Annotated in this window: 28 protein-coding genes; 19 read left to right on the top strand and 9 right to left on the bottom strand. The window is 68.5% G+C overall.

What is annotated here, in order from left to right:
• Window positions 1-71: 71 nt before the first annotated feature.
• Window positions 72-632, bottom strand: coding sequence for a GAF domain-containing protein (locus AC3A6B_RS28160; protein ID WP_487839935.1), 561 nt, complete (start codon window positions 630-632; stop codon window positions 72-74).
• Window positions 633-811: 179 nt separating this feature from the next.
• Here AC3A6B_RS28160 and AC3A6B_RS28165 point away from each other — a divergent pair, with 179 nt between their 5' ends.
• Genes AC3A6B_RS28165 through AC3A6B_RS28175 form a run of 3 tightly spaced genes read left to right on the top strand, consistent with a single transcriptional unit; the run spans window position 812 to window position 3,100 of the window.
• Window positions 812-1,414, top strand: coding sequence for a DUF1326 domain-containing protein (locus AC3A6B_RS28165; protein ID WP_487839936.1), 603 nt, complete (start codon window positions 812-814; stop codon window positions 1,412-1,414).
• On the top strand, window positions 1,411-2,226 hold the full coding sequence (locus AC3A6B_RS28170; protein WP_487839937.1) for a DUF2182 domain-containing protein: 816 nt from the start codon (window positions 1,411-1,413) through the stop codon (window positions 2,224-2,226). The genes AC3A6B_RS28165 and AC3A6B_RS28170 overlap by 4 nt, the downstream gene beginning before the upstream one ends.
• Entirely contained in the window at window positions 2,219-3,100 is an 882-nt protein-coding gene (locus AC3A6B_RS28175) for a DMT family transporter (protein WP_487839938.1), read from the top strand. Before AC3A6B_RS28170 ends, AC3A6B_RS28175 begins: the two co-directional genes overlap by 8 nt.
• On the opposite strand, the gene AC3A6B_RS28180 is transcribed toward AC3A6B_RS28175, so the two are convergent.
• From AC3A6B_RS28180 to AC3A6B_RS28200, 5 genes are all read right to left on the bottom strand, one after another.
• The gene (locus AC3A6B_RS28180; protein ID WP_487839939.1) at window positions 3,084-3,521 is read right to left on the bottom strand and encodes a MaoC family dehydratase; all 438 of its coding nucleotides are present in this window, start codon (window positions 3,519-3,521) and stop codon (window positions 3,084-3,086) included. The genes AC3A6B_RS28175 and AC3A6B_RS28180 overlap by 17 nt on opposite strands.
• 9 nt (window positions 3,522-3,530) lie before the next feature.
• Window positions 3,531-4,814 (bottom strand): benzoyl-CoA 2,3-epoxidase subunit BoxA, encoded by a 1,284-nt coding sequence (gene boxA / locus AC3A6B_RS28185; RefSeq protein WP_487839940.1) that lies wholly within the window; start codon window positions 4,812-4,814, stop codon window positions 3,531-3,533.
• Window positions 4,815-4,924: 110 nt separating this feature from the next.
• Complete coding sequence (boxB, locus tag AC3A6B_RS28190; protein ID WP_487839941.1) at window positions 4,925-6,352, bottom strand: benzoyl-CoA 2,3-epoxidase subunit BoxB; 1,428 nt, start codon at window positions 6,350-6,352, stop codon at window positions 4,925-4,927.
• 29 nt (window positions 6,353-6,381) lie between these two features.
• Window positions 6,382-8,052, bottom strand: a complete 1,671-nt coding sequence (gene boxC / locus AC3A6B_RS28195) for a 2,3-epoxybenzoyl-CoA dihydrolase (protein ID WP_487839942.1) — start codon at window positions 8,050-8,052, stop codon at window positions 6,382-6,384.
• Window positions 8,053-8,187: 135 nt separating this feature from the next.
• Window positions 8,188-9,117, bottom strand: coding sequence for a helix-turn-helix transcriptional regulator (locus AC3A6B_RS28200; RefSeq protein ID WP_487839943.1), 930 nt, complete (start codon window positions 9,115-9,117; stop codon window positions 8,188-8,190).
• Window positions 9,118-9,277: 160 nt separating this feature from the next.
• On the opposite strand from AC3A6B_RS28200, the gene AC3A6B_RS28205 reads away from it, so the two are divergent.
• The 11 genes from AC3A6B_RS28205 to AC3A6B_RS28255 all read left to right on the top strand — a co-directional run bounded on the left by AC3A6B_RS28205 (window position 9,278) and on the right by AC3A6B_RS28255 (window position 21,317).
• Entirely contained in the window at window positions 9,278-9,748 is a 471-nt protein-coding gene (locus tag AC3A6B_RS28205) for a DUF4863 family protein (RefSeq protein WP_487839944.1), read from the top strand.
• Complete coding sequence (locus AC3A6B_RS28210) at window positions 9,745-11,304, top strand: 3,4-dehydroadipyl-CoA semialdehyde dehydrogenase (RefSeq protein ID WP_487839945.1); 1,560 nt, start codon at window positions 9,745-9,747, stop codon at window positions 11,302-11,304. The genes AC3A6B_RS28205 and AC3A6B_RS28210 overlap by 4 nt, the downstream gene beginning before the upstream one ends.
• A 37-nt stretch (window positions 11,305-11,341) precedes the next feature.
• Window positions 11,342-12,889, top strand: coding sequence for a benzoate-CoA ligase family protein (locus AC3A6B_RS28215; protein WP_487839946.1), 1,548 nt, complete (start codon window positions 11,342-11,344; stop codon window positions 12,887-12,889).
• Window positions 12,886-13,704 carry an alpha/beta fold hydrolase gene (locus AC3A6B_RS28220; protein ID WP_487839947.1) on the top strand — a complete coding sequence of 273 codons (819 nt, stop codon included), beginning with the start codon at window positions 12,886-12,888 and terminating at the stop codon, window positions 13,702-13,704. Before AC3A6B_RS28215 ends, AC3A6B_RS28220 begins: the two co-directional genes overlap by 4 nt.
• 128 nt (window positions 13,705-13,832) lie before the next feature.
• Window positions 13,833-14,999, top strand: coding sequence for an ABC transporter substrate-binding protein (locus AC3A6B_RS28225; protein ID WP_487839948.1), 1,167 nt, complete (start codon window positions 13,833-13,835; stop codon window positions 14,997-14,999).
• Between the two features lie 144 nt (window positions 15,000-15,143).
• Window positions 15,144-16,016 carry a branched-chain amino acid ABC transporter permease gene (locus AC3A6B_RS28230; protein WP_487839949.1) on the top strand — a complete coding sequence of 291 codons (873 nt, stop codon included), beginning with the start codon at window positions 15,144-15,146 and terminating at the stop codon, window positions 16,014-16,016.
• Between the two features lies 1 nt (window position 16,017).
• A complete protein-coding gene (locus AC3A6B_RS28235) occupies window positions 16,018-16,971 on the top strand; it encodes a branched-chain amino acid ABC transporter permease (RefSeq protein ID WP_487839950.1) in 954 nt (317 codons plus the stop codon).
• A complete protein-coding gene (locus tag AC3A6B_RS28240) occupies window positions 16,968-17,714 on the top strand; it encodes an ABC transporter ATP-binding protein (RefSeq protein WP_487839951.1) in 747 nt (248 codons plus the stop codon). The genes AC3A6B_RS28235 and AC3A6B_RS28240 overlap by 4 nt, the downstream gene beginning before the upstream one ends.
• Before the next feature lies 1 nt (window position 17,715).
• Window positions 17,716-18,417, top strand: coding sequence for an ABC transporter ATP-binding protein (locus tag AC3A6B_RS28245; RefSeq protein WP_487839952.1), 702 nt, complete (start codon window positions 17,716-17,718; stop codon window positions 18,415-18,417).
• Window positions 18,410-19,315: a helix-turn-helix domain-containing protein gene (locus tag AC3A6B_RS28250; protein WP_487839953.1), complete on the top strand. Its 906-nt coding sequence runs from the start codon at window positions 18,410-18,412 to the stop codon at window positions 19,313-19,315. Before AC3A6B_RS28245 ends, AC3A6B_RS28250 begins: the two co-directional genes overlap by 8 nt.
• Window positions 19,316-19,433: 118 nt before the next feature.
• Complete coding sequence (locus tag AC3A6B_RS28255; protein WP_487839954.1) at window positions 19,434-21,317, top strand: tannase/feruloyl esterase family alpha/beta hydrolase; 1,884 nt, start codon at window positions 19,434-19,436, stop codon at window positions 21,315-21,317.
• Window positions 21,318-21,339: 22 nt separating this feature from the next.
• On the opposite strand, the gene AC3A6B_RS28260 is transcribed toward AC3A6B_RS28255, so the two are convergent.
• Window positions 21,340-21,597, bottom strand: coding sequence for a hypothetical protein (locus AC3A6B_RS28260; RefSeq protein ID WP_487839955.1), 258 nt, complete (start codon window positions 21,595-21,597; stop codon window positions 21,340-21,342).
• A gap of 29 nt (window positions 21,598-21,626) precedes the next feature.
• On the opposite strand from AC3A6B_RS28260, the gene AC3A6B_RS28265 reads away from it, so the two are divergent.
• The gene (locus AC3A6B_RS28265) at window positions 21,627-22,079 is read left to right on the top strand and encodes an NUDIX hydrolase (protein ID WP_487839956.1); all 453 of its coding nucleotides are present in this window, start codon (window positions 21,627-21,629) and stop codon (window positions 22,077-22,079) included.
• Here AC3A6B_RS28265 and AC3A6B_RS28270 read toward each other — a convergent pair.
• The gene (locus AC3A6B_RS28270) at window positions 22,076-23,404 is read right to left on the bottom strand and encodes a tetratricopeptide repeat protein (protein ID WP_487839957.1); all 1,329 of its coding nucleotides are present in this window, start codon (window positions 23,402-23,404) and stop codon (window positions 22,076-22,078) included. The two genes, AC3A6B_RS28265 and AC3A6B_RS28270, sit on opposite strands and share 4 nt — an antisense overlap.
• A gap of 106 nt (window positions 23,405-23,510) precedes the next feature.
• Between AC3A6B_RS28270 and AC3A6B_RS28275 the strand changes: the two genes are divergently transcribed.
• Complete coding sequence (locus AC3A6B_RS28275) at window positions 23,511-24,554, top strand: GlxA family transcriptional regulator (RefSeq protein WP_487839958.1); 1,044 nt, start codon at window positions 23,511-23,513, stop codon at window positions 24,552-24,554.
• A 29-nt stretch (window positions 24,555-24,583) separates the two neighbouring features.
• On the top strand, window positions 24,584-24,865 hold the full coding sequence (locus AC3A6B_RS28280) for a hypothetical protein (RefSeq protein ID WP_487839959.1): 282 nt from the start codon (window positions 24,584-24,586) through the stop codon (window positions 24,863-24,865).
• 3 nt (window positions 24,866-24,868) lie between these two features.
• Here the strand turns inward: AC3A6B_RS28280 and AC3A6B_RS28285 are convergent, their stop codons facing one another.
• Complete coding sequence (locus tag AC3A6B_RS28285) at window positions 24,869-25,579, bottom strand: Crp/Fnr family transcriptional regulator (protein ID WP_487839960.1); 711 nt, start codon at window positions 25,577-25,579, stop codon at window positions 24,869-24,871.
• A 111-nt stretch (window positions 25,580-25,690) separates the two neighbouring features.
• Here AC3A6B_RS28285 and AC3A6B_RS28290 point away from each other — a divergent pair, with 111 nt between their 5' ends.
• On the top strand, window positions 25,691-26,608 hold the full coding sequence (locus tag AC3A6B_RS28290) for a beta-keto acid cleavage family enzyme (protein WP_487839961.1): 918 nt from the start codon (window positions 25,691-25,693) through the stop codon (window positions 26,606-26,608).
• A 34-nt stretch (window positions 26,609-26,642) separates the two neighbouring features.
• The coding region (locus AC3A6B_RS28295; RefSeq protein ID WP_487839963.1) for an Hpt domain-containing protein at window positions 26,643-26,752 on the top strand (110 nt) is incomplete at its 3' end.

The following is a 26,752-nucleotide window of genomic DNA, read 5'->3' on the forward strand; positions in this document are numbered from 1 at the left end:
GTGCCGATGCACGGGCTACGTCCTGTCCGCGCGTCGGGCATGCCTGCCCGAACGTCCGCGCCTCGCCGCGCTCAGCGCGTGTGCGGCAACCTGACCTCGCGCCCCTCGGCCTGCGCCAGGAGCTGGGCAATCGCATCGGCCGCCATTTCCAGGCGCTTCACGTCGCGCTCCTCGAGATGAGCGCCCGGCTCGAAGCTGAAGCCGCACAGCATGCCGTACAGGCTGCCGTCCGTGAACCGGACCGGCACGCCGATGTGCGCGCCCATGCCGTCGTAGTAGGCGGGCAGGCTGTTCGCGATCCGCACGCGCGTGACGTCGGGCACGAGGCAAGCCATCCGGCCGTCGATGATCCGCTGGCAGATGGTCTCGTCCAGCGGATGGAACTGCCCCGGTTGAATGATGTCTTGCCCCGGCTTCGAAGCGATGTGGCGGAACACGCGGTTTCCGTTGACGAACTCGCCGACGAACAGCACTTCGAGCTTGAGCTGCTCGCGCACCACGCGCAGCAGGCTGCCGATGGAACGCTCGATGAGGCCGGCGTCCGCACTCGCGGCGGCGTCTGCCGTGATGGCGGCGATGCGCGTTTTCCAGCCCTCGGGGTCCTCCGGTTCACCGCCGGAAATCGTTCTCATGTATATCCAGTTTCATGAAACGATCCTAAGCGCAGCCCGGCGATTTCGCGCGTGAACAATGGCCTCGAAAGGCACAGAAACTCCAATGGACTTGACTCGGTGCGCGGCGTAGCATCGTTTGCCCTTGCCGCCGGCGCGCGGCGACAAGCCCATGTCCCGTCGCTTCAACGGAGGTGCGTATGAGCTATCACCTGGAAGGTCGCCTGCTCGAGGTTTGCAACTGCAATGTGCTGTGTCCCTGCTGGATCGGCGAGGACCCCGACAACGGCACCTGCGACACCATCGTCGCGTGGCGCATCGACAAGGGAACGGTGGACGGCGTCGACGTGGGCGGCAACACCATCGCGGCCGTGGCGCACGTGCCCGGAAACATCCTGGAAGGCAACTGGACCGCGGCGATCTTCGTCGACGAGAACGCCTCCAAGGAGCAGGAAGAGGCACTGCTCAAGGTCTACACCGGCCAGGCCGGCGGGCCGGTGGCTGATCTCGCCAAGCTGATCGGCACGGTGGTGTCGGTGGAGCGGGCGCCGATCCGCTTCACCGTGGTCGAGGGCCGGGGCGAGCTCGAGATCGGCAAGGACTACTACGCCGAACTCGAGCCCTACCTCGGCGCGACCGGCGGCCAGACCACGCTCTCCGACACCGTGTTCTCGACGGTGCCGGGCGCGCCGGTATTCGTCGGCAAGGCGCCGACCTACCGCTCGAAGAACGCAGCCATCGGCATCGATCTCGACATCAAGAACCACAACGCCCTGCAGAGCGTCTTCGTGTTCGACGCATGAGCGCTATATGGGGTGCTGCGCCGGCCGGCGCCACCCGTCACCGCCGCGTGTTCGTGCCGGTGCTGGCCGCGCTGGTCGCGCTCGCGTGGCTGGTGCTGTGGGCCTGGGCGCGCAGCCCCTACGGACGCTATCTCGAGCACGGCGACTGGACCGCCTCGGGGCCGGCGGCCTTCCTGTGCCGCGTCGTGCCAGCGGGCGATGTGCTCGTGCCCGCGATGCTCTATGCCGTCGCGTGGATCCTCATGACGGCGGCCATGATGCTGCCGACCACGCTGCCGCTCATCAACGCCTTCGACCGCCTGACGGCCGAGCGCCCGGACCATGGGCGCCTGCTGGCGCTGCTCGCCCTGGGCTACATGGCGGTGTGGGGCGCGTTCGGCCTGGCGGCGCATGCGCTGCACGGCGCCCTCCTGGCGCTGCTGGCCAACTCGCCCACGCTGGCCTGGCATGGCTGGACGATCGGCGCCGCGACCATCGCGCTGGCCGGGGCCTTCCAGTTCAGCAAGCTCAAGCACCGCTGCCTGGAGAAATGCCGCACGCCCTTGAGCTTCGTCATCGAGCACTGGCGCGGGCAGGCGCAGGCGCGGCACGCGTTCGCGCTCGGCGTGCACCACGGCTTGTTCTGCGTCGGCTGCTGCTGGGCGCTGATGCTGCTGATGTTCGCGCTCGGCACCGGCAGCCTCGGCTGGATGCTGCTGCTGGCCGCGGTGATGGCGGTCGAAAAGAACGTCCGCTGGGGCCATCGCCTCAGCGCGCCGCTCGGCATCGCGCTGCTGGCGTGGGCCGGGGTCCTGGTGGTGGCCCATGCCTGAAGCGCGCGAGGGCCCGCCCGGCCTGCGGACCCTCGCGCTCACCGTGGCCGCCATGCTGGCCTTCGCGGCCAACTCGCTGCTGTGCCGGCTGGCGCTGCAGCAAGAGGCCATCGACGCGGCCAGCTTCGGCAGCATCCGGCTGGTGTCGGGCGCGATCACGCTCGCGCTCATCGTGAAACTCCGGTCGCGCCCGCCGCCGGCCGAGCGCACCGACTGGCTCGCGGCGGCCATGCTGTTCGCCTACGTCGCCTTCTTCTCCTTCGCCTACCTCAGCCTGTCGGCCGGCACGGGGGCGCTGATCCTGTTCGGCGCGGTGCAGCTGACGATGCTGGGCGTCGGGCTGCGTTCGGGCGAGATGTTCGGGCCGGTCGCCTGGTCCGGCTTCGTGCTGGCGGTCGCGGGCCTGGTGTACCTGATGTCGCCGGGCGTGACGGCGCCGCCGCCGCTCGGGGCCGCACTGATGGCCGTCGCGGGCGTCGCATGGGGCGTGTATTCGCTGCGCGGCCGCGGCGTGGCCGACCCGCTGGCGGCCACCGCGCGCAATTTCGTGCGGGCGGCGCCGCTCGCCCTGCTGCTGAGCCTGGCGCTGGCGTCCCGAGCGCATGCGAACGCGGCCGGGATCGCGCTGGCGGTGGCCTCGGGCGCCATCACCTCCGGCATCGGCTACGTCATCTGGTATGCGGCGCTGCCGGGGCTCTCGGCCATGCGGGCGGCCACGGTGCAGCTGTCGGTGCCGCTGATCGCGGCCTTCGGCGGGGCGTTGTTCCTGTCGGAGGCGATCACGCCGAGGCTGGCCCTGGCGTCCGTGGCGATCCTCGGCGGCATCGCGCTGGTGCTGATGGGGAAGGCGCGCGCGGCTAAGCCTGGAGTTTGAACAGGCTGGTCGCCTCCAGGTCCAGCACGAGCAGCTCGCGCTGGTTGAACAGGCGCCAGCGCCAGCGCAGGATGCCCAGCGTGGGGCGCTTCTCCGAGCGGCGCACGTCGATCACATCGGCCACGAGCCGCAGCGAATCGCCGGGGCGTACCGGGCTCGGCCACTTCACGTAGGCCAGGCCCGGCGAGGCGAAGGACTCGGAGCCGGCCAGCGCGGCCTCGGTGACCAGCCGCATCGCGATGCCGCCGGTGTGCCAGCCGCTCGCGATCAATCCGCCGAAGGGGCCTTCGGCCGCCGCCTCCGGGTCGGTGTGGAACCACTGCGGGTCGTAGGCCTTCGCGAACTGCAGCAGCTCGGCGTCGGTGACGAGGTAGGGCCCGGCCTCGATGACCTGGCCCGCGTGGAACTCGGCGAACTTCATGTCCCGAGCTCAATAAGTTTCGAGATGCAGGCGGCCTTCGCGCTTCAATGCCGACCCTACCGTGTCCCAGTCGAGCCCGGCTTCGACCGCCACGTCGCGCAGCGCGAGCACCACGCCCTCTTCCATGCTCTTCAGGCCGCAGACGTAGAAGTGGCTCTGGCCGTCCTTGAGCAGCGCGGCCAGGTCGGCGGCGCGTTCGCGCATCGCGTCCTGCACGTAGCGCTTGGGCTGCCCCGGCGTGCGCGAGAAGGCGAAGTTGATGTCGATGAAGTCCTTGGGCAGGGTCTGCAGCGGCCCGAAATACGGCAGCTCCTGCTGCGTGCGCGCGCCGAAGAAGAGCATCAGCTTGCCGCCTTCGAACTTGCCGCTCTTGCGCAGGCGCCGGCGCCATTCGGTCATGGCGCGCATCGGCGCGCTGCCGGTGCCGGTGCAGATCATCACGATGTGCGACTTCGGATGATTCGGCATCAGGAAGGAGCTGCCGAAGGGGCCGATCACCTGCACCTTGTCGCCCACCTTGAGGTCGCACACGTAGTTGCTGGCGACGCCGCGCACCGGGTTGCCCTGGTGGTCCTGCAGCACGCGCTTCACCGTCAGCGAGACGTTGTTGTAGCCGGGCCGCTCGCCGTTGCGCGGGCTGGCGATGGAGTACTGGCGCGCGAAATGCGGCTTGCCGTTGGCATCGGTGCCCGGCGGGATGATGGCGATCGACTGGCCCTCCAGCACCGGGAAGGGCATGGCGCCGAAGTCGAGCACGATGTGATGCGTCTGGTTCTCGTAGCCGGCTTCGGTGCAGTTGAAGTTGCCGACCACCGTCGCGGTGGTCGGGCTCTTCGGCGGGAACAGGTTGGTGTAGGCGTGCGCGGCCGACCAGGGCGGCACGGTGGCGCCGTACTGGGCGGAGTTGAAGGGCACTTCGCCGGGGGCGGCCGGCGGCTGCGGCGCAGGCACGGCCTGGGCCTGCATCACCACCTCGCCGGCCGGGGCGACGCCCTCGGCCTCCAACTGCTCCGGCGTGAGCTCGGCCGGCAGCTCATCCCAGGTGAGCTGCTCCTCGATCGAATAGGCGCGCGCCACCGGCATGGTGCGCCAGTTGTCGATCGAGCCCGTCGGGCACGGCGAGATGCAGGCCATGCAGCCGTTGCAGACGTCGGCGCGCACCACGTAGTTGCGGTCGTCGTGCGTGATCGCGTTGACCGGGCAGGTGGCCTCGCAGGTGTTGCAGCGGATGCAGATCTCGGGGTCGATCAGGTGCTGCCGGATGACGCCGATGTCGATGGTGGCCGTTTCCATGTTTTCTCTCCTTGCCCTCTCCCCTTGGGAGAGGGTTGGGTGAGGGGTGCGTGTCGTGGGTCCGCCGCTGCCCTCACCCCTGCCCTCTCCCCGAGGGGAGAGGGAGTTAATCAGCCGAACCTCACGTACTCGAAATCCACCGGCTGGCGGTTGATGCCCATCACCGGTGGCGCGATCCAGCCGGCGAACTTGCCCGGGTCGACCACGCGGCCCATCAACGATGCCACGAATGCGAAGTCTTCGGCAGTGGGCAACCACTCGTCCTTCTTGGCGGCCCATTCGGCCTCGTTCACCACGCGGCCCTCGGGCGACATCTTGATGCCGGCCAGGGCGCCGATCTGGCGATTGAAGGCCTTGTGCGGCACGGTGAGACGGGTCGGGATGCCGGCCTTCTCGAGCACCTTGTTCCAGCGACCGACGCCGGCCACCGAGTCCTTGATGAAGTCGTCGCGCAGCACTTCGTTCAAGGCGTTGAGCATCGGTACGTCCTTCTCGACGAGCTGGCCGTTCACCACTTCGAGCACCTTGTAGGTCTGGCCCTTGAGCACGTGGTCGTCGGCCCGCTTGCCCTCTTCGTAACGGCCCTTCAAGCCCGAGCTGTAGAAGGTGGCGGCATTGCTCGACTGGTCGGCGCCGAACAGGTCGATGGTCACGCTGTAGTGGAAGTTGAGGTAGCGCTGGATCGTGCCGAGGTCGATGGCACCGGCCGCACGCACCTTCTGCGGGTCGTCAGTCTTCAGCTCGTTCATCACCTGCGCGGTGCGCTGCAGCACGCGCGAGACGCCGCTCTCGCCCACGAACATGTGGTGCGCCTCCTCGGTCAGCATGAACTTGGTGGTGCGCGCCAGCGGATCGAAGGCGCTCTCGGCCAGCGCCGACAGCTGGAACTTGCCGTCGCGGTCGGTGAAGTAGGTGAACATGAAGAAGGCCAGCCAGTCCGGCGTCTTCTCGTTGAAGGCGCCGAGGATGCGCGGGTTGTTCTCGTCGCCCGAGGTGCGCTGCAAGAGCGCCTCGGCCTCTTCGCGGCCGTCGCGGCCGAAGTGCTTGTGCAGCAGGTAGACCATGGCCCACAGGTGGCGGCCTTCTTCCACGTTGATCTGGAACAGGTTGCGCAGGTCGTACATGCTGGGCGCAGTCAGCCCGAGGTGGCGCTGCTGCTCGACCGAGGCCGGCTCGGTGTCGCCCTGCGTGACGATGATGCGGCGCAGGTTGGCGCGATGTTCGCCGGGGACGTCCTGCCAGGCCTTTTCGCCCTTGTGGTCGCCGAAGTGGATCTCGCGGTTGGCATCGCCCGGGTTCAGGAAGATGCCCCAGCGGTAGTCGCGCATCTTCACGTGGCCGAACTGGGCCCAGCCCTGCGGATCGACGCTCACCGCGGTGCGCAGGTAGACCTCGTAGTTGGTCGAGCCGTCGGGGCCGACGTCGTCCCACCAGTTGATGAAGTTCGGCTGCCAGCCTTCGAGCGCGCGCTGCAGCGTGCGGTCTTCGCCGAGGTTGACGTTGTTGGGGATCTTCTCGCTGTAGTTGATCGTGCTCATCGCTGTTCCTTGGGTTGTGGCTGGGTTGTTCAGACGCGGTTGAGGTCGAAGCCGGCCTTCTCGCCGGTGCCGTAGACCTTCAAGGCACCCTTCTCTCCAACGGCGTTCGGGCGGTTGAAGATCCAGTTTTGCCAGGCGGTGAGCCGGCCGAAGATGCGGGTGTTCATGTTTTCCTTGCTCGCGAAGCGCAGGTTGGCCTCGAGGCCGGTGAGCGCGTCGGGCGACATGGCGGCGCGCTCCTCGATGGCGATGCGGATCTCGTCTTCCCAGTCGATGTCGTCGGGCGCAGCGGTGACCAGGCCGAGCTTCAGCGCTTCGTCGGCGTCGAGCGACTTGCCGATCGCGCCGCGCGCGGCTTCCATCGGCGCGGCCTCTTCGTAGAAGCGGCGCGCAAGGCGGCTCTGGTCGTTGACCATCGGGAAGAAGCCGAAGTTGAACTCGTTCAGCGTGAGCTTCGGCGCGCGCTCGGCATCGTCAGGCAGCGCGAGCATGTAGGCACGGTCGGCCGCGAAGGCGATCTCGGCCAGCGTGCCGGCGAAGCAGGAACCGCTCTCGATCAGCGCGAACAGGCTGCGCGAGGAGACGTCGAGCCGCGCCAGCGTGCGGCGCAGCGCGCCGATGGTTTCGCGCACCAGCCAGTGGTCCTTGTTCGCCAGCATCGTCTTGTCGCTGGCGAGCACGGCTTGCGCATCGCCCTCGGTCTTGAGCAGCCAGGTGCCGATGTCGAGCTCGTTGGTGCGCAGGTTGAGGATGGCGTCGTCGAGCTGGCGCGCCATCGCGAGCGGCCACCAGACGGCGCCGGCCGCCTCGATCGCGGCGATGTCGGCCGGCTGCGCGCCCTTCGGCGCCTTGACGGTGAAAGTGGCGGTGCGGCGTGCGCGGTCGATCTCGACCGTGACGTGTTCGTAGCGCAGGCTGTCGGCGCCGTCTTCGCGTTCCAGGCGCGTGAGCGCAACGCCCTTGCCGTCGGCCGGGCGGTCGCTGCCCTCGGCCAGCTTGGCGGCGCGCTCCTGCACCGCGGCGCCGAACTGCGCCGGCTTGGCGATCGCATCGACCAGGCGCCACTCGACCGCGCGCTGGCCGCGCACGCCTTCGACGCTGGTGCAGAAGATGTCGGCCAGGTCGTGGCGCACATGGCGCTTGTCGGTGACGCGGGTCAGGCCGCCGGTGCCGGGCAGCACGCCGAGCAGCGGCACCTCGGGCAGCGAGACGGAGGAGGAGCGGTCGTCCACCAGCAGGATCTCGTCGCAGGCCAGCGCCAGCTCGTAGCCGCCGCCGGCGCAGGCGCCGTTCACGGCCGCGATGAACTTGAGCCCCGAGTGCTTGGACGAATCCTCGATGCCGTTGCGCGTCTCGTTGGTGAACTTGCAGAAGTTCACCTTCCAGGCGTGGCTGGAGACGCCGAGCATGAAGATGTTGGCGCCGGAACAGAAGATGCGGTCCTTGCCGCTGGTGACGACCACCGAGCGGACTTGCGGATGCTCGAAGCGCACGCGGTTCAGGGCGTCGTTGAGCTCGATGTCCACGCCGAGGTCGTAGCTGTTGAGCTTGAGCTTGTAGCCGGGACGGATGCCGCCGTCTTCGGCGATATCCAGCGACAGGCGGGCGACCGGGCCCTCCACGCTGAGCTTCCAGTGGCGGTATTGCGTCGGGTCGGTGCGGTAGTCGACGCGGGCGGGATGGGCAGCGGTGTCGGTCATGTCGAGGTCTCCTGGGTGCCGTCGGGTCTAGGAAGAATAATGCATTTGTCTGGCGACAGAGCATGCATCATGCTGCATGTTTCCGGACGCGTCAACCCTGCGACGGACTTTTTTACGTTCTTCTTTTCGGCGCGTTCAGCCGGCGCGGCTCATCGCCTCCCGCACCGCCGAGCGCAGTGCGTGGAAGCTCTGCGCCAGGTCCCGTCCGCTGGTGTCGACGCTGAGGTCGGCCTTGGAATAGAAGGCGGCGCGGCCGGCGAGGATGCGGCGCAGGTCGTCCATCGCCTCCTTGCTGGCGGCCATCGGGCGGGTGTCGCCCTGGGCGGCGACGCGGCCCATGTGCTCCTCGGGCGCGGCCTGCAGCCAGACGGTGGTGCAGTGCGCCAGCAGCTGGTTGAAGGTGGCGGGGTCGGAGACGATGCCGCCCGGGGTGGCAATCACCACCTCGCTGTAGATCTGCACCGTCTCCTCGAGCGCGCGGCGCTCGTAGCGGCGGTAGGCGTTGGTCCCATAGAGGTCGTGGATCTCGCGCACGCTGCAGCCGGCGAGCTTCTCGATCTCGCGGCTCAGCTCGATGAAGGGCACCTCGAGATCGTCCGCCAGCATCTGGCCCAGCGTGGACTTGCCGGCGCCGCGCAGGCCCACCAGCGCGATGCGGCGGTTGCGCGCCGGGTCGCCGGCGGCGGTGCCGAGCAGCTCGCCGAGCGCGATGCGGGCGCGCCGCAGGTCGGCCTCGTCGCGGCGCTCCAGCAGCTCGCGGATCAAGAGCCACTCGGGCGAGCTGGTCGTGACGTCGCCCACCAGCTCGGCCAGCGAGCATTGCAGCGCGGTCGCCACCTGCTGCAGCACCAGGATCGACGCATTGCCGATGCCGTATTCGAGATTGGCCAGGTGGCGCTCCGAGACCTCGGCCGCCTGCGCCACGGCCTTGCGCGTGAGGCCGCGGCGCGCGCGCAGGTTGCGCACGCGCTCGCCCAGCGCCACCAGCAGGGGGTTCTTCGCTTCCTCGGCCGGCAGGGCCGGGTCCGCGGGTGCGGTCAGCACCGCGTCGGCTCGCTCATTCATGTCGCTCCTTCATCTCCTCGGTTCACCCCTATCCGGGTAAACACCATATATGCACTATATTGCTTGACACCTTTTGTGTCGATGCTTATGGTTCGTGCACAGGCAAGATACTGCACGCAGCGAATTGCCGCAAGTTCCACCCACGCAAGAGCCCACCACGATGTCCAAGGAAGCCTTCCACCAGATCGTTGCCGACGTGACAGCGCAGCTCGCCGGCCGGCCGCTCGATGACGAGCTCGACCGCTGGCTCAACACCGTCCACGGCGCCGGCAGCCCCGCCTTCGAGCGCCTCAAGCAGGCCTGCATCGACGGCGTGGCCGAAGGCTGGCTGTGCGATCGCGAAGGCGGCGGCATCAAGTACGGCCGGGTCTTCAAGGCCGAGGACGCGCTGCACCGCTTCTCGGTCGACGTGGTCGACATGAAGGACATCGCGGGTCCGCACCACACGCACCCGAACGGCGAGATCGATTTGATCATGCCGCTGGAGGGCGACGCGACCTTCGACGGCCGGCCGGCGGGCTGGTGCGTCTATGCGCCCGGTACGGCACACCATCCCACGGTCGCCCAAGGGCGTGCGCTGGTCCTTTATCTCCTGCCCGAAGGGCGAATCCAATTCACGAAGGCCGTATGACCGAACTCCTCTCCAACTACGTCGCCGGCCGCTGGCAGGCCGGCAGCGGCGCCGGCACGGCGCTTGTCGATCCGGTGCTGGGCACCGAACTGGCCCGCGTGGACGCCACCGGGCTCGATCTGGCCGAGGCCTTCGGCTTCGCACGCGACACCGGCGGCGCCGCCCTGCGCGCGCTCACATATAAAGAGCGCGCCGCGCTGCTGGGCGCGGTCGTCAAGGTGCTGCAGGCGAACCGCGACGCCTATTACGAGATCGCGACCGCCAATTCGGGCACGGTGAAGAACGACTCGGCCGTCGACATCGACGGTGCGATCTTCACGCTCGGCCAGTACGCCAAGTGGGGCGATGCGCTGGGCGATGTGCGCGCGCTGCGCGACGGCGATGCAGCCAGGCTCGGCAAGGAGCCGGTGTTCCTGGCGCAGCACCTGCAGGTGCCGACGCGCGGCGTGGCGCTCTTCATCAACGCCTTCAACTTCCCCTCGTGGGGCCTGTGGGAGAAGGCCGCGCCCGCCCTGCTCTCGGGCGTGCCGGTGATCGTGAAGCCCGCCACCTCCACCGCCTGGCTCACGCAGCGCATGGTGCGCGACGTGGTCGAGGCCGGCGTGCTGCCGGCCGGCGCGCTGTCGGTGATCTGCGGCAGCTCGAACGGGCTGATGGACCAGCTGCAGGGCCTCGACGTGGTCTCCTTCACCGGCTCGGCCGACACCGGCGCGGTGATCCGGTCGCATCCCGCGGTGGCCCAGCGCTCGGTGCGCGTGAACATCGAGGCCGACAGCCTGAACTCCGCCCTGCTCTTGCCCGATGCGGCGCCGGGCTCCGACGCCTTCAACCTGCTGGTGCGCGAGGTGGTGCGCGAGATGACGGTCAAGGCGGGCCAGAAGTGCACCGCGATCCGTCGCATCCTGGTGCCGGCTGCGGTCTACGACGCGGCGGCCGAGGCCATCGGCGCCAAGCTGGCGAGCATCACGGTCGGCAACCCGCGCAACGAGAGCGTGCGCATGGGCTCGCTGGTCAGCCGTGCGCAACTGAATGCCGTGCGCGAAGGGCTGGAAGAACTCAAGGCGCAGGCGAGCGTGCTGCACGACGGCAGCCAGGCCGCGCTGGTCGATGCCGATCCGGCCATCGCCGCCTGCATCGGGCCGGTACTGCTGGGCGCGCGCGATGCCGATGCCGCGCAGCGCGTGCACGACGTCGAGGTCTTCGGCCCGGTCGCCACCCTGCTGCCCTACCGCGACGTCGAGCATGCGATCGCGCTCGCGCACCGCGGCCAGGGCTCGCTCGTGACCTCGCTCTACGGCGCCGACGAGGCGGCGCTGGGCCAGGCGGCCGTGCAACTGGCCGCGAGCCATGGCCGCGTGCACGTGATCACGCCCGATGCGGCGCAGGCCCACACGGGCCATGGCAACGTGATGCCCCAGTCGCTGCACGGCGGCCCCGGCCGTGCGGGCGGCGGCGCCGAGCTGGGCGGCCTGCGGGCGCTGGACTTCTATCACCGCAGGAGCGCGGTGCAGGCGAGTCCGGCCGTTCTGGCGCAGCTCGGCCTGGCGTCGAGCTGAGATGCGCCGAAGAAAAAACGGGACCCGAGGAGACACGATGAGCCTGCCAGCATCCTTCAATTTCGCCGAACACCTGTTCGCCCTCAACCGCGGCCGCGCGCAGAAGATCGCCTATGTCGACGACCGCGGCACCCTCGCCTACGGCCAGCTCGAAGAGCGCGCACGCAGGCTCGCCGCGACGCTGCTCGCCTCGGGCGTGAAGCGCGAAGAGCGCGTGCTGCTGCTGATGCTCGACAGCAGCGACTGGCCGGTGAGCTTTCTGGGCTGCCTCTATGCCGGCATCGTGCCGGTGGCGGTCAACACGCTGCTCACGACCGAGGACTACGCCTACATGCTCGAGCACAGCGGCGCCAAGGCGGCGCTGGTGTCGGGCGCGCTGCTGCCGGTGCTGCAGGACGCGCGGGTCAAGGGGTCGAACGCGCTCCAGACGCTGATCGTCTCCCAGCCCACCGGCGCCCTGCCGGACGGCGCGCAGGATTTCGAAGCCGTGATCGCTGCGCATGAGCCGCTGGCCGCACCGGCCGCCACCGCGCCGCAGGACCACGCCTTCTGGCTCTACTCTTCCGGCTCCACCGGAAAGCCCAAGGGCACGGTGCACACGCACGGCAACCCGTGGTGGACGGCCGAGCTCTACGGCAAGCCGGTGCTGGGGCTGACGGAAAGCGATGTCTGCTTCTCGGCCGCCAAGCTCTACTTCGCCTACGGCCTGGGCAACGCGCTGACCTTCCCGCTCTCGGTGGGCGCGACGGTGCTCCTGATGGCCGAGCGGCCGACCCCCGATGCGGTCTTCAAGCGCTGGACCGGCGCGCACAAGCCGACGGTGTTCTTCGGCGCGCCGACCGGCTTCGCCGGCATGCTGGCATCGCCCAATCTGCCTGCGCGCGAAGCCGTGTCGCTGCGCATGTGCTCCTCGGCCGGGGAAGCCTTGCCGGGCGAGCTCGCGCAGCGCTTCAAGCAGCACTTCGGCTGCGAAATCATCGACGGCATCGGCTCCACCGAGATGCTGCACATCTTCATCTCCAACCGGCCCGGCGACATCCGCTACGGCACCACCGGCCGGCCGGTGGACGGCTATGCGATTGAGCTGCGCGGCGAGGACGGCAAGCCGGTGCCCGTGGGCGAAGTCGGCGACCTCTATATCAAGGGGCCGAGCACGGCGGTGATGTACTGGGGCAACCCCGAGAAGAGCGCCGACACCTTCCGCGAGGGCTGGACCAAGAGCGGCGACAAGTACTCGTGCGACGCAGAGGGCTACTACACCTACGCCGGCCGCAGCGACGACATGCTCAAGGTCAGCGGCATCTACGTCTCGCCCTTCGAGGTCGAGGCCACGCTGATGCAGCACCCGGCGGTGCTCGAGGCCGCGGTGATCGGCAAGGAAGACGCCGACGGGCTGACCAAGACCAAGGCCTACGTCGTGCTCAAGTCCGGCCAGTCGGTGACGGACGAGGAGCTCAAGGCCTTCGTCAAGGAGCGCCTCGCGCCCTACAAGTACCCGCGCTTCATCGAGTTCGTCGACGAACTGCCCAAGACGGCGACAGGAAAGATCCAGCGCTTCAGGTTGCGCGAGCGGGAGCGGTCATGACTCCCACGCCCGAATTCGCCGCCATCGAATGGCGGGGGCGCCCCCTGCGCCTCGAGTACGTGCGCATTGCACCGGAACGCAGCGACGCACCCCTGCTTGTGTTCCTGCACGAGGGCCTGGGCTCGATCGCGATGTGGAAGGACTTTCCGCAGCGCCTGTGCGAAGCCGGCGGCTTTCGCGGCCTGGTGTTCTCGCGCCCCGGCTACGGCCGCTCCACGCCGCGCGGGCCCGAGGAGACCTGGGATGTGGACTTCATGCACCGCCAGGCGCATGAGGTGCTGCCCGCCTTCTTCGAGGCCATCGGTCTCGAGGAGAAACCCTGGCTCTTTGGCCACAGCGACGGCGCCTCGATCTCGCTGTTGTACGCAGCACGCTTCCCCGATCGCGTGGCCGGCCTGGTGGTGCTGGCGCCGCACATCTTCGTGGAGGACGTGACGGTCGCCAACATCGAGCAGGCACGGCTGGCCTATCTCGAGACCGACCTGCCGAAGAAGCTGGGCCGCTACCACGACGACGTGGATTCCGCCTTCTGGGGCTGGAACCGCATCTGGCTGCACCCGCCCTTCAAGCAATGGAACATCGAGGCCGAGCTCGATGCCATCCGTTGCCCGGTTCTTGCTATCCAGGGCATCGACGACGAGTACGGCACACTCGCGCAGATCCGCGGCATCGCCGGGCGCGTGCCGGGCACCGAGTTGCTGGAGCTGCCCGACTGCGGGCATTCCCCGCATCGCGACCAGCCCGAAAAAGCGATAGTGGCGACCGTTTCATTCGTCGACGAACGGAATCCCCGGTCAGGGAAAACTCGTGTTTGAGAGATAAATGATTTACCCTTAAAGTATCTGCGCTCGCGCAGGCGCGTCGTGAAGACACGCGCCCCGACCAGCCGCCCCGTCTTCAAGCCGTTCCCCTTTCATTTCAATACCAACGCCAGGAGATCACCATGAGCACCCGCATCGCCCGCACCACCCTGACAGCCCTCGCGCTGGCCTGCATCGCCACGCTGGGCCACGCCCAGCAAGGCAAGCTCAAGGTCGGCCTGATGCTGCCCTTCAGCGGCACCTTCGCGGCGCTCGGCGTGGCCATCGAGAACGGCTTCAAGCTGCACGTCGAGGAAAAGGGCGGCAAGCTGGGCGGCCGCGAGATCGAATACATCAAGGTCGATGACGAATCCGACCCGGCCAAGGCCACCGACAACGTCAACAAGCTGATCAAGCGCGACAACGTCGACGTGATCGTCGGCACCGTGCACTCCGGCGTCGCGATGGCGATGGCCAAGGCCGCCAAGGAAAGCGGCACCGTGCTGATCGTGCCCAACGCCGGCGCCGATGCGGTGACCGGCCCGATGTGCGCGCAGAACATCTTCCGCAGCTCGTTCTCGAACTGGCAGCCGGCCTACGCGATGGGCGAGGTCGCGGCCAAGCAGGGCAAGAAGACCGCGATGACCCTTACCTGGAAGTACGCGGCCGGCGACGAATCGGTGGCCGGCTTCAAGGAAGGCTTCGAGAAGGGCGGCGGCAAGGTGGTGAAGCAGCTCACCGTGCCCTTCCCGAACGTCGAGTTCCAGGCGCTCCTGACCGAGATCGCGGCGGCCAAGCCCGATGCGGTGTATTCCTTCTTCGCGGGCGGCGGCGCGGTCAAGTTCGTCAAGGACTACGCGGCGGCCGGCCTCAACAAGAACATCCCGCTCTACGGCCCCGGCTTCCTGACCGACGGCACGCTGGACGCGCAGGGCGAAGCGGCCCAGGGGATGCTAACCACGCTGCACTACGCCGACGGCCTCAACACGCCGCGCGACAACGCCTTCCGCACGGCCTACGCCAAGGCCTTCAAGCTGCAGCCCGACGTGTACGCGGTGCAGGGCTACGACGCGGCGCAGATGCTCGCGATCGGCCTGACGGCCACCAAGGGCGACATCACGAAGAAGGCCGAGTTCGCCGCTGCCATCGAGAAGGCCAAGATCGACAGTCCGCGCGGCGCCTTCACCATGGGCAAGTCGCACAACCCGGTGCAGGACATCTACCTGCGCAAGGTGGAAGGCAAGGAGAACAAGATGGTCAACGTGGCCGTCAAGGGCCTGGCCGACCCCGCGCGCGGCTGCCGTATGTGACCCACCCCGTCCCTCCGCTCACTTCGTGTAGCTCGACTCCCCCCTCAAGGGGGCGACACCAGCGGCCCGGCAAAGCCGGTTCCGCGGTGTCTCCCGAACATCGCGGCGCTCGCGCACGCTCTCTTCCAGAAAGCTGAGACCAACGTGGACCTCGGTACTTTTCTAGTCCAGTGCCTGAACTCGGTTCAGTACGGGCTTTTGCTATTCCTAGTGGCCTCCGGACTGACGCTGATCTTCGGGATCATGGGCGTGATCAACCTGGCCCACGGCAGCTTCTACATGATCGGCGCCTACATGGCGTTCGCGCTCTCGCCGCTCTTCGGTAACCAGTTCATCGTGATGCTGCTGGCGGGCGTGGTGCTGACCGCGCTCTTCGGCTACGTGCTGGAGTGGGCCTTCTTCAGCTACCTCTACCAGCGCGACCACCTGCAGCAGGTGCTGATGACCTACGGGCTGATCCTCGTCTTCGAGGAGCTGCGCTCGCTGCTCGTCGGCAACGACGTGCACGGCGTGCCGGTGCCGCCCTGGCTGGACGGCAGCTTCGCGCTGGGCAGCCTGATGAGCTATCCGTGGTATCGCCTCTTCGCCTCGGCCGCCTGCATCGTGCTCGCGATCGGCCTCTACTACGTGGTGAACCGCACGCGCCTGGGCATGATGATCCGTGCCGGCGCCAGCAACCGCGACATGGTGCGCGGCCTGGGCATCGACATCCGCCGGCTCTACCGCATCGTGTTCGCGGCCGGTGTGGCGCTGGCCGCGCTGGCGGGCATGATCGCAGCGCCCATGTCGTCGGTCTATCCGAACATGGGCGCGAGCGTGCTGATCATCTGCTTCGTGGTGGTGGTGATCGGCGGCATCGGCTCGATCACCGGCGCGCTGGTGGCCTCGCTGCTGGTGGGCTTCGTCGACACCTTCGGCAAAGTGTTCTTCGCCGAGCTGAGCGGCATCGGCGTGTATGTGCTGATGGCCATCGTGCTGATCTGGCGTCCCGAAGGTCTGATGGGCCGCAAGACTTGACATGAAGAACTTCTCCCTTTTCCTTCCCTTGATCTGCGCGATCGCACTCGCTGTGCTCGGGCCCTTCCTGGGCCCGTACCTCAGCGACCTCGTGGTCAAGGTGATGATCCTCTCGATCTTCGCGCTGAGCCTGGAGCTGCTGGTCGGCATGACCGGCCTGGTGAGCCTGGGCCATGCGGCCTTCTACGGCATCGGCGCCTATGCGACGGTGCTGGGCTCGGGCAAGGACGGCGGCTCCATCGCCGTGCTGCTGCCGATGGCGATGGGCTGCGCAGCCGCCTACGCACTGGTGACCGGCGCGCTCAGCCTACGCACGCGCGGCGTGTACTTCATCATGGTCACGCTGGCCTTCGCGCAGATGGCCTTCTTCGTGTTCCACGACACGGCGCTGGGCGGCGGCAGCGACGGCATCTACATGTACATCCGCCCGGTGCTGGGCGCGCTGGACATGGAGAACCGCAGGGTGCAGTTCTATTTCGTGCTGGGCGCGCTGGCCTTCACCTACGGCCTGCTGGCGCTGATCCGCCGCTCGCGCTTCGGCGCGGCGCTGGCGGGCATCCGCGTCAACGAGCAGCGCATGCGCGCGGCGGGCTTTCCGGTGTACGGCTACAAGCTCGCGGCCTTCGTGATCGCGGGCGCGCTGGCCGGGCTGGCGGGCTTCCTCGTCGCCTCGCGCGACGGCGTGGTGAACCCCGAGCTCTTGGCCTGGCACAATTCGGGCGAGGTGCTCCTGATGATCATCCTCGGCGGCCTGGGCCACCTGCGCGGCGCGGTGATCGGCGCCGTGGCCTTCACGCTGCTCAAGGAGCTGCTCTCCACCCACGCGATCGTGGGGCCGCTGGCCGACCATTGGCAGTTGACGCTGGGCCTGGCCATCATCGCCTTCGTCGCGCTGCTGCCCAAGGGCATCGTCGGCATCCGGCTGCGGCCGGCGCCGAAGGAGGCCGTGGCATGAGCAAGCTACTGGAAGTCGAAACGCTCACGCGCCGCTTCGGCGGCCTGGTGGCGGTCAACGCGGTGAGCCTGGAACTGCACCTCGGCGAGGTGCACGCGGTGATCGGCACCAACGGCGCGGGCAAGTCCACGCTGATCAACATGCTCTCGGGCGAGATCGAAGCGTCCGACGGGCGCATCACGCTCGACGGCGAGGACATCACGAAGCGCGCGCAGTTCCGACGCGCGCTCGCCGGCGTCGGCCGCAGCTACCAGCGCACCACGATCTTTCCGGAGTTCACCGTGCAGGAGAACTGCCGTCTTGCCGCACAGGCGGCCTCCCCGCGGCCTTGGGCGATCTGGCAGTCTTCGCAGAGTTGCAAGGACAGCAATGCCGCCGCCCGCGAGGCGCTGGAGGCCGCGGGCCTGGGCGCGGTGGCCGGCCGCGTCGCCGGCACCCTGAGCCATGGCGCCAAACGCCAGCTCGAAGTCGCGATGTGCCTAGCCACCAACCCGCGCGTGCTGTTGCTCGATGAGCCGCTGGCCGGCATGGGCGCAGAGGAGACCGAGCGCATGCTGGGCCTGCTCGCCAGCCTCAAGTCCACGCACGCGATCCTGCTGGTGGAGCACGACATGGACGCGGTGTTCCGCATCGCGGACCGCATCACGGTGATGGTGAACGGCACCGTGATCGCCACAGGCGATCCGGCTTCGATCCGCGTGAACCCCGAAGTGCGCACGGCTTACCTGGGCGAGGATCACTGAGATGCTGCAGATCGAAGGCCTCAACACCTACTACGGCGACAGCCACATCCTGCGCGGCGTCGACGTCGCGATGCCGGCCGCCACCTCGGTCGGCCTGCTGGGCCGCAACGGCATGGGCAAGACCACGCTGATCCGCTCGCTGATGGGCTACGTGCGCCCGGCCTCCGGCCGCGTGAAGCTCGACGGGGACGACGTCACCGGCTGGGCGCCCGAGAAGATGGCGCGGCGCGGCATCGGCTACGTGCCCGAAGGCCGCGGCATCTTCCCCAACCTCTCGGTGCGCGAGAACCTGATGATGAGCGCGCGGGCGGGCATCGACGGCAAGCGCGCCTGGACTTTCGATCGCGTGATGGCGACCTTCCCGCGGCTGACGGAGCGGCTCTCGCACGGCGGGCAGCAGTTGTCGGGCGGCGAGCAGCAGATGCTCTCCATCGGCCGCGCGCTGATGACCAACCCGCGCTTGCTGATCCTCGACGAGGCGACCGAAGGCCTGGCGCCGTTGATCGTGGCGGAGATCTGGCGGGTGATCGCCGACATCCGCACCACCGGCATCGCCACCCTGATCGTCGACCGCGACTGGCGCAAGGTGCTGGCGCACACGGACCAGGCGGTGGTGATGGAGAAGGGCCGCATCGTACGGCACGGCGCATCGGCCGAGCTGGTGGCGGCGCCGGATGCGCTGGAGGAGTTGCTCGGTGTCTGAGCAAGCACGAGAGCCCCGTCGCCGCAGCTTCTGCGACGACGTGGCGCTCGTGCGCGATGCGGCCGGCCAGCCTGTGGCCCGCACGCGCGAGGAATGGGTGGGCGTGCCCACAGCGCTGTTGCAGATTCCGGCGCAGGCCGAGAGCGGCCCGAAATACGCCGACGCACCCACGGTGCTGATCGCGACTTCCGGCCGCGGCCGGCGCTGGTACAGCCGTGGCGGATCGGAGCGGATGCTGTCGACCTGTCCGACGATGATCGAGCTCTACGACACCGGCTACGAGATCGACCATGCGCGCTGGGAGGGCCAGCCCGGAGAGTGCATCGCGCTGCGCTTTCCGACTTCAATGGTGACGGCGCTGCTGCACGACGAAGCGGCCGACCTGCACATCGAGACACGGCACGAGGTCTTCGACGAGCAGCTCGTGACACTCGGCACCGAGCTGCTGCGTGAGGCGCGCCGCAGCGCGAGCACCGGGGCGCTGTACGTGGAAGGGCTCTCGATCGCGATACTGGGCTTTCTGCGCGAACGTCATGGCACGGCGTGCGCGAGCACGCCGACAGCACCCGTGCCGCGCCTGTCCGCACGGCAGCGCGCCTGCGTGATCGACTTTGTCGCCGCGCACCTGGGCGAGGACCTGAGCGTGTCGCGGCTGGCCGAACAAGCCGCTCTGAGCCCATTCCATTTCGCGCGCGCCTTCAAGGCCTCCTTCGAGCTCTCGCCGCATCGCTACGTGCAGCAGCAGCGCATCGACCAGGCCGCGCGCCTGCTGCGCTCGGCTGCCGATCGCTCGATCGCGGACATCGCCTTCGAGCTGGGTTTCTCGAGCCAGGCCCATTTCACCGAAGTGTTCCGGCGCCACACCGGCACCACCCCCGGTCGCCTGCGCGAACACTGAGCCGATCGCGCAGCTTCCCGATAGCGCGGCGCAGTTTTTCGACATACGCGCGCCGGCATCGACTCTATCGTCCCGGGCAGCGGACAAGCACGCCGCCATAACGACTGGAGACAACGCGATGAACTGCTCTTCCCCTCTCACGCCTCCTCCCGCGCCACGCTGGCCCAGCCTGGGCGCGGCCGCTGCATCCACTGCCTTACTGTTCGGCTGCGGCGGCGGTGGCGGCTCGCCCGGCTTCGCGTTTCCGCCCGCGCCTGCACCGGCGCCCGTGGCGCTGGTCTGCGACGACACGCTCAAGGCCGCGTTCAAGCCCGACGCAAACACCACGGTGACTTTGGTCAAGCAGTTCAAGAAGGGCGACGACCTGAACCTGAACGGCACGCCGAGCGGCAGCGCCGCCGCCAACGACTTGTGTCTCGTGAAGCTCAATGTCGGCCCCGGCAACCCTGGACCCGCAGACGCGCCATCGACCTCGCCCGGTATCGGCATCGAGGTCTGGCTGCCCGCCAAGTCGGCCTGGAACAACCGCGTCCACGTGCTCGGCGGTGGCGGCTTCGCGGGCGAACCCTCGATCAGCGCGCTCGACCGCGTCGGCGGCGGCGGCAATGGGCCTTCGACGATTGCAGGCACCGAAGGCTCGGTCAGCGCGATCACCGACGCGGGCCACGCCTCCAAGACCCCCTTCGCCGTCTTGGATGGCTCCTTCGCCATGAAGCCCGACGGCACCATCAACACCCAGGGCTGGACTGACTTCGCGAGCCGCGGCATCCACGAGATGAGCGTCAAGGCCAAGGCCCTGGCCGCCGGCTTCTACGGCAAGCCGCCGCAATTTTCATACTGGGACGGCTGCTCCACCGGTGGCCGGCAGGGCCACATGGAAGCGCAGGTCCATCCCGAGGACTTCGACGGCATCCTCGCGGGCAATAGCGCCATCAATTGGACGACCTTCATCACCGGCGAGCTCTATCCGCAGATCGTGATGCAGCGCGACCTCGGCGGCGTGCCACTGACGTCGGCGCAACTCACACTGGCCTCTTCGGCCGCAGTGAGCGCCTGCGACGCCAACCTGACCGGCCAGCACGACGGCTTCATCAGTGATCCCGGCAGCTGCAGCTACAACCCGGCGCAGGACGCCGCGGTGCTCTGCACCGCCAGCGGCGGCACCAATGCCACGGCCGCCTGCCTGAGCACGGTGCAGGCGCAGGCCATCAACAAGATGTGGTACGGCCAGACGCGCGACGGCAGCGTGCCCTCTCCCTCGGTCGACATCGGCTACGGCACGACGCTCGCCTCGAACCAGCTCTGGTACGGCCTCACGCGCGGCACGGCGCTCAACAGCCCGCTCGCACCGGGATTCGGCCTTGCCGACTCGGTGGCCGGCGAGCCCGCGCCCTTCCTGATCTCCGTGGACCAAGTCGCGCTCAATCTGCAGGATCCGACGATCGCCGCGCCGACATTCAAGAACGCCACGGGCAACGGCGCGAACCGCTGGAAGTCGCTCACCTACGACCAGCTCGCGAACGCCAGCGACCGCGGCCTGGCCTTGCAGACCTCCTTCAGCCACATCAACGCCAACAACCCCGACCTCTCCAGGTTCCGCGATCGTGGCGGCAAGATGCTGACGTACCACGGCTTGGCCGACACGCTGATTCCGGACGCGGGCACGCGGCACTACTACGAACGCGCCGCCGCTGCGATGGGCGGTATGGACGCGCTGCAGAAGTTTTACCGCTACCTGCCGATTCCTGCGATGGGCCATTGCGCCGGCGTGGGCTCGGTCAATGGCCTGGCCGGCGTGAGCCCCGCGGCCAACCCGCCGCTGCCGGCACCGAACCAGCTCTTCACCGCGCTGACGGACTGGGTCGAGAAGGGCGTGGCGCCGGACAAGCTGGTGCTGCAGAACTCGGACAAGTCGCTCGCCCGGCCGCTGTGCACCTATCCGAAGAAGATCGCCTATGTGAGCGGGGATCGAAGCCTGGCTGCGAGCTACACGTGCCAGTAAGCGCTGAGCTGCCTGCTTGGGCTCAGTACCCAAGCGGCACCGCACGCTCCGGATCAGCCAGGATCAAGGCCGCGCGGTACGCCGAGCGCCCCGCTTCCTTGGTGAGCTCGCTCAGATCGTTCCAATCCTGCAGGCGCTCGCTCGGGGACGGCGCAGCCGAGCGGTTCAGAAGCATTTGCGTCACGCCCAGCAGGGCAGCCGCGGACAGCAGGCAGAACTGCGCAGCCGATCGACCGTCGCCAGCAACTATCGCCTGCGAGTTGGGAGAAATCGTGTGCATGGCGAGTGCCGCGAACGACAATCCCAGCCATGAAAACCACCTCCTATGGTGTGCTCATCGTCAACGAGCAAGGCCAGCTCCTGCTGGCCCACGCAACGGGGCAGAAGCACTGGGACATTCCCAAGGGCGGCGCTTCAGCCGGCGAGTCCGCGCGCGAGGCGGCCATTCGCGAAGTCCGGGAAGAGACGGGCATCGAACTGGCTGCGGATTCGATGGAGGAACTCGGGCGCATGCCGTACCTCTCCAGAAAGGATCTCCACCTGTTCCGTGTGGTCCTGCATACGCGCGATTGCGACATCGCGGCATGCAGGTGCACGAGCTTCTTTCCTCACCACGCTTCAGGCGTGATGACCCCCGAAGTGGACCAGTTCAGGTGGGTGGACATCGCCGACATACCGGCTCTCGCGGCCAGGTCGATGACCGCGCTGCTGCGGACGCTGCCCGGCTTCGAGGCGATGCCGCCGGCCGACACTGTTGCCTAGGCCGCCAGCTTGACTGAAGCTTGCACGAGCGACGCGGGCTTGGCCGCGACGACCCCACGGGCCGCCCGCTCGTCCGCCATCGCGCGCACCAGCGCCCGGTCTCCCGCCCGCCTCGCCGCCTCGATCACCGTGAGGTGCAGCAGGTCGCGCTGCGCATGGCTGCCGCCGAGCGGGCTGCTGGCCGCGAGCACGGGCAGCAGCAGCTCGGCGCAGCGCGCGTAGCGGCCGGCCGCGAAGGCCTGCAGGCCGCGGGCGGCAGGCAGTGCCACCGCGGCGGCAGCTTGTGCGCCGGGACGCCAGGCCGCGTCGCCGATCGCGGCGATGCCCGCGTTGACCGCGCCTTCGTCGCCGGCCGCGGCCAGCGCCATCACGGCATGCACGTCGTTGAAGGCGTGGGCACCCCACGCGGCCTGCAGGCGCCAGCGTGCGGCCAGGGCCTGCCAGCGCGCCGACACATCAGCACCGCGCAGGGTGAAGCGCCACAGCAGCGCACTGGCGTCGTTGAGGTTCAGGGCGATGGCTTCGGGCGCGGGAGTGACCGCGTCGTCGTAAAGCGCGAGCGCCGCGTTCATGTCGCCGCCGGCCATGTGCATCAGCGCGAGATGCCAGTGGTTGTGGACGGCCATGCCGCAGTCGGTCGCCCAATGGCGCTGCGTGGCCTTCAGCCAGCGGATGCCGTCGTCCGCGCGGCCCTGCATCTCGCAGACGTGCGCCACCGCGTGCACGGCCCAGCTGTCGTGCGGCTGGAGTTCGACCGCGCGCCGGCCGACGGCCTCGGCGCGCGCGTACTCGTTGCACTCCTCCAAGCCGAAGGCATGCATGCCGAGCAGGTAGCCGTAGCCTTGGTCGTCGGTACTCCACTGCGTCAGCGAGCGCGCGACGCGGTCGCGCAGCATGAAGGAGTGGCCGAGAAACAGATCGCCGATGTGCGCGAGCTGCAGCGCGAAGAGATCGCGCGGATGGTCGATCAGGTGGCGGCCGAGCAGCTGGTTGGCGCGCAGCAGGTCGCCGCCGCTCCAGGCGCCGAGCGCTGCGATCAGCGACTGCTCGCGCTCGCTGGCCTTCTGCGGGCTGGCGGCCGCGGCGTCGACGCAGGCTTTCGCCATGCCGTGCAGCTGGCCGTCGAAGCTGCCGAGCAGCATGCCGGCCATCAGCAGCTGGCCGGAGACGAAGCCGGGGTCGCGTTCGAGCACCGGGGTGAGCACGGCCACCGGATCCGCTTGGAAGCCGTGGAACAGATCGAGCGCGTGCTCGTAGGCGGCGAGCGATGCGCGGTCGGTGGTGGAAAGCGCCTGGCCGTGGGCATCGCGGAGGGTCGTGGTCATCGGAATGGCTCCTTGGGGGATGGTTGAGCGGATTGCGCATCGAGCGTAAATTGACCCCTCTTCCCAGCACGAAGCCATTCCGGCAACAAGACTGACGAATCAGCCAATGGCCACCACCACCGCGCCGCTCCCGCAGATCGCCATCGTCGCCACGCCGCTGAGTTCCGCGTCGGTGGTCTACGGCATGTACGAGATGTTCAAGTGCGCGGGGCGCGACTGGTCGTGGGTGCTGAACGGGCGCTACGGCGAGTCGGTGCTCGATCCGGTGATCGTCGCCTCGCACGCCGGCGAGGTGACGGGCTGCAACGGCTTGCCGATCCGCATCGACATGCCGATGTCGGACTGCGCCGCGCCGGACGTGGTCTGCGTGCCGGAATCGCTGCTCGCGCTCGACCACCGGGAGGCCGGGATGTTCGCGCGCGAGGCCGACTGGCTGCGCCGCTGCCATGCCGGCGGATCGCTGATGACGACGGCCTGCTCCGGCGCCATGCTGCTGGCCGAGGCCGGCCTGCTCGACGGCCACGAGGTCACCACGCACTGGGCGTACTGCGAGACCATGCAGCGCCGCCATCCGACGGTGCGGGTGCAGGCCCAGCGCGCACTGGTGGCCACCGGCGAAGGGCACCGGCTGGTGATGGCCGGCGGCGGCAGCTCGTGGATGGACCTGGCGCTCTACATCATCGCCCGCTGCGTCGACGTCGAGACCGCCATGCAGGTGGCGCGGCTGTTCCTGATCGACTGGCACCACGTCGGCCAGCAGCCTTTCGCGCGCGTGGCGCGTTCGAGCCAGGTGGAAGACGCGCTGATCGGCCGCTGCCAGGCCTGGATCGCCGAGCACTATGCCGACCCGGCGCCGGTGGCCGCGATGGTTCAGCAGAGCGGTCTGCCGCAGCGTTCCTTCCAGCGCCGCTTCAAGCTGGCGACCGGCATGGCGCCGCTGGAATACGTGCACACGATGCGCATCGAGGAGGCCAAGCACCTGCTCGAGACCAGCGAGCTGCCGGTGGCGGCCGTGGCGGAGGAAGTGGGCTACGACGACGCCGCCTTCTTCGGCCGCCTGTTCCGGCGCCAGGTGAACCTGACGCCGCCGCAGTACCGACGGCGCTTCGGCGGCTTGCGCGCGGCGCTGTCGCTGCACGGCAGCGCCTGAGCGGCAGCCCAACGAAAAAGGAGCCGGCGATGAAACATCTAGATATGTCCGACGCGCAGCGCGCCGAATTTTCCGACCGCAGCCTTCTGGCCATCAACTCGAAGGGCCAGGAGGTGCTGCACGGCTTGAACTTCGACGAGTCGCAGTTCTTCGTCGAGTGCATGCGGGAAATGCCGTCCGGCGCGGCCGAGCTCGACCGCTATGCGGATCTCAGCCGCCGGCACGAGGCCGCCCGCTTCAAGCTCGCATCGGTGGACGACGAGAGCACGGGCGAGGAAGACGGCCCGCCCCGGCTGCCGGGCAAGTTCTGAGCGCTACTCGACGAAGCGCCGCAGCCCTTCCAGGTCGACTACGGTGATGCCGCCGTACTCGATGCGCAAGAGGCCCGCCTCGCGCAGCCGGTTGAGCGCCGCGTTGCAGCGCTGGCGCGAAAGGCCGGAGAGGTTGGCGATCTCTTCCTGCGAGGTCTGCAGGTGCACGTCGCTGCCCGGATGCAGCCACGGATGGAACAGGCCGGCGAGCGCGCGCGCCACCTGGCTGTCGGCATCGAGCAGCCGGTGCGCCGCATAGTTGCCCATGAACCAGTGCAGCCGCTCGTTGATCTGGTTCAGCAGGAAGTGGTTGAAGCTCATCTGCGTGCGGTGCAGCCACTGGAAGGTGTCGAGCGGCAGCACCGCGACGCGGCTGTCGCGCAGCGCGATGATGTCGGCAGAGCGCGGCATCGCGCGCAGCAGCGTGCCCTCGCCGAACCAGCTGCCGACCGAGAGGCCGCCGAAGGTGACGGAGCGGCCGTCGCTCGAGGTCATCGACCATTTCAGCAGGCCTTCGAGCGTGCCGTACCAGTGCAGCGGCGTGTCCCCGCGGCGGCACAGCGCGGCGCCGGCGGCCACCGACTCCTCGCGCATGTCCTCGAGCACGCGCGCCTGCGCCGCCGCGTCCAGCCCGGGGTACCAGACCGATCGCTGCAGCAGCTCGGGAATCGACAAGGACGCCGGCGGTCTCTGGCTCGGCCTGGTGTGCGGCATCGACGCTCCTGCTGGCTGCGGCTCGTAAACCCTGATCTCAAATGTCATCGCGATGACTGCCGGGGTGGCAGCCGCCAAAAATAATAGCGCGCCGTCCACAGGAGAACGCCCATGTCCAAGCGCAAAGTGATCGTGACCATCGCCCCCACGGGCGGCATGGCGCACAAGTCGCAGAACCCGCATCTTCCCACCCAGCCCCAGGAGATCGCGGCGGACGTGGTGGCCTGCTGGAAGGCCGGCGCCAGCGTGGCCGCGATCCACGCGCGCCGGCCGGACGACGGCGCCACCTGCGACGCCGAGGTCTACCGCGACATCAACCGCCGCATCCGCGCCGCTGGCTGCGACATCGTGCTCAACAACTCGACCGGCGGCGGCGTGCACGGCGACATGATCAAGCCGCTGCCCGGCGGGCGCTGGGAGATCGCCTTCGACGAGCGCGTGAAGGGCATGGACGCCGGCGCCGAGATGTGCACGCTGGACGCAACCACGCTGAACCTCAGCTTCGAAGGCCGCGAGATTCTGATGGACACGCCGCTCACCAAGGGCCGCGAACTCGCCGCCGGCATGAAGGCGCGCGGCATCAAGCCCGAGTGGGAGGTGTTCAGCCCCACCCACATCCTGCAGGACACGACCACGCTGATCGAGGAGGGGCTGGACGAGGCGCCCTACTTCATCAACCTGGTGATGAACGTGCACCGCAACTTCCAGAACGCGATGCCCTTCTCGCCGCGGCACCTGCAGATGATGGTGGACACGCTGCCCAAGGGCGCGATCTTCTGCGTCAGCGGCATCGGCCCCTCGCAGCTCGAGGCCAACATCAGCGCGCTGCTGCTCGGCGGCCATGCGCGCGTCGGCCTGGAGGACAACCTCTACTACCGGCACGGCGAGCTGGCGACCAACCTGCAGCTCACCGAACGCATCGTGCGCATCATCCGCGAGATGGACATGGAGCCGGCGACGCCGGCCGAGGCGCGCGACATGATGGGGCTGCCGCGCATCGGGCTGCCGCGCCCCGAATTTGCCGTCTGAAGAACGATCCAAAGAACTTTCGAGGAGACACACCATGACCGATCGCCGCCACTTCCTTCACACCCTGGGCGGCGCCGCCGCGCTCGCTGCCCTGCACCCGCTGGCCGCACTGGCCCAGACCCTCGAGCAGGTCAAGATCTACTA

The sequence above is a fragment of the Variovorax sp. Soil_C_33 genome (assembly GCF_057656935.1).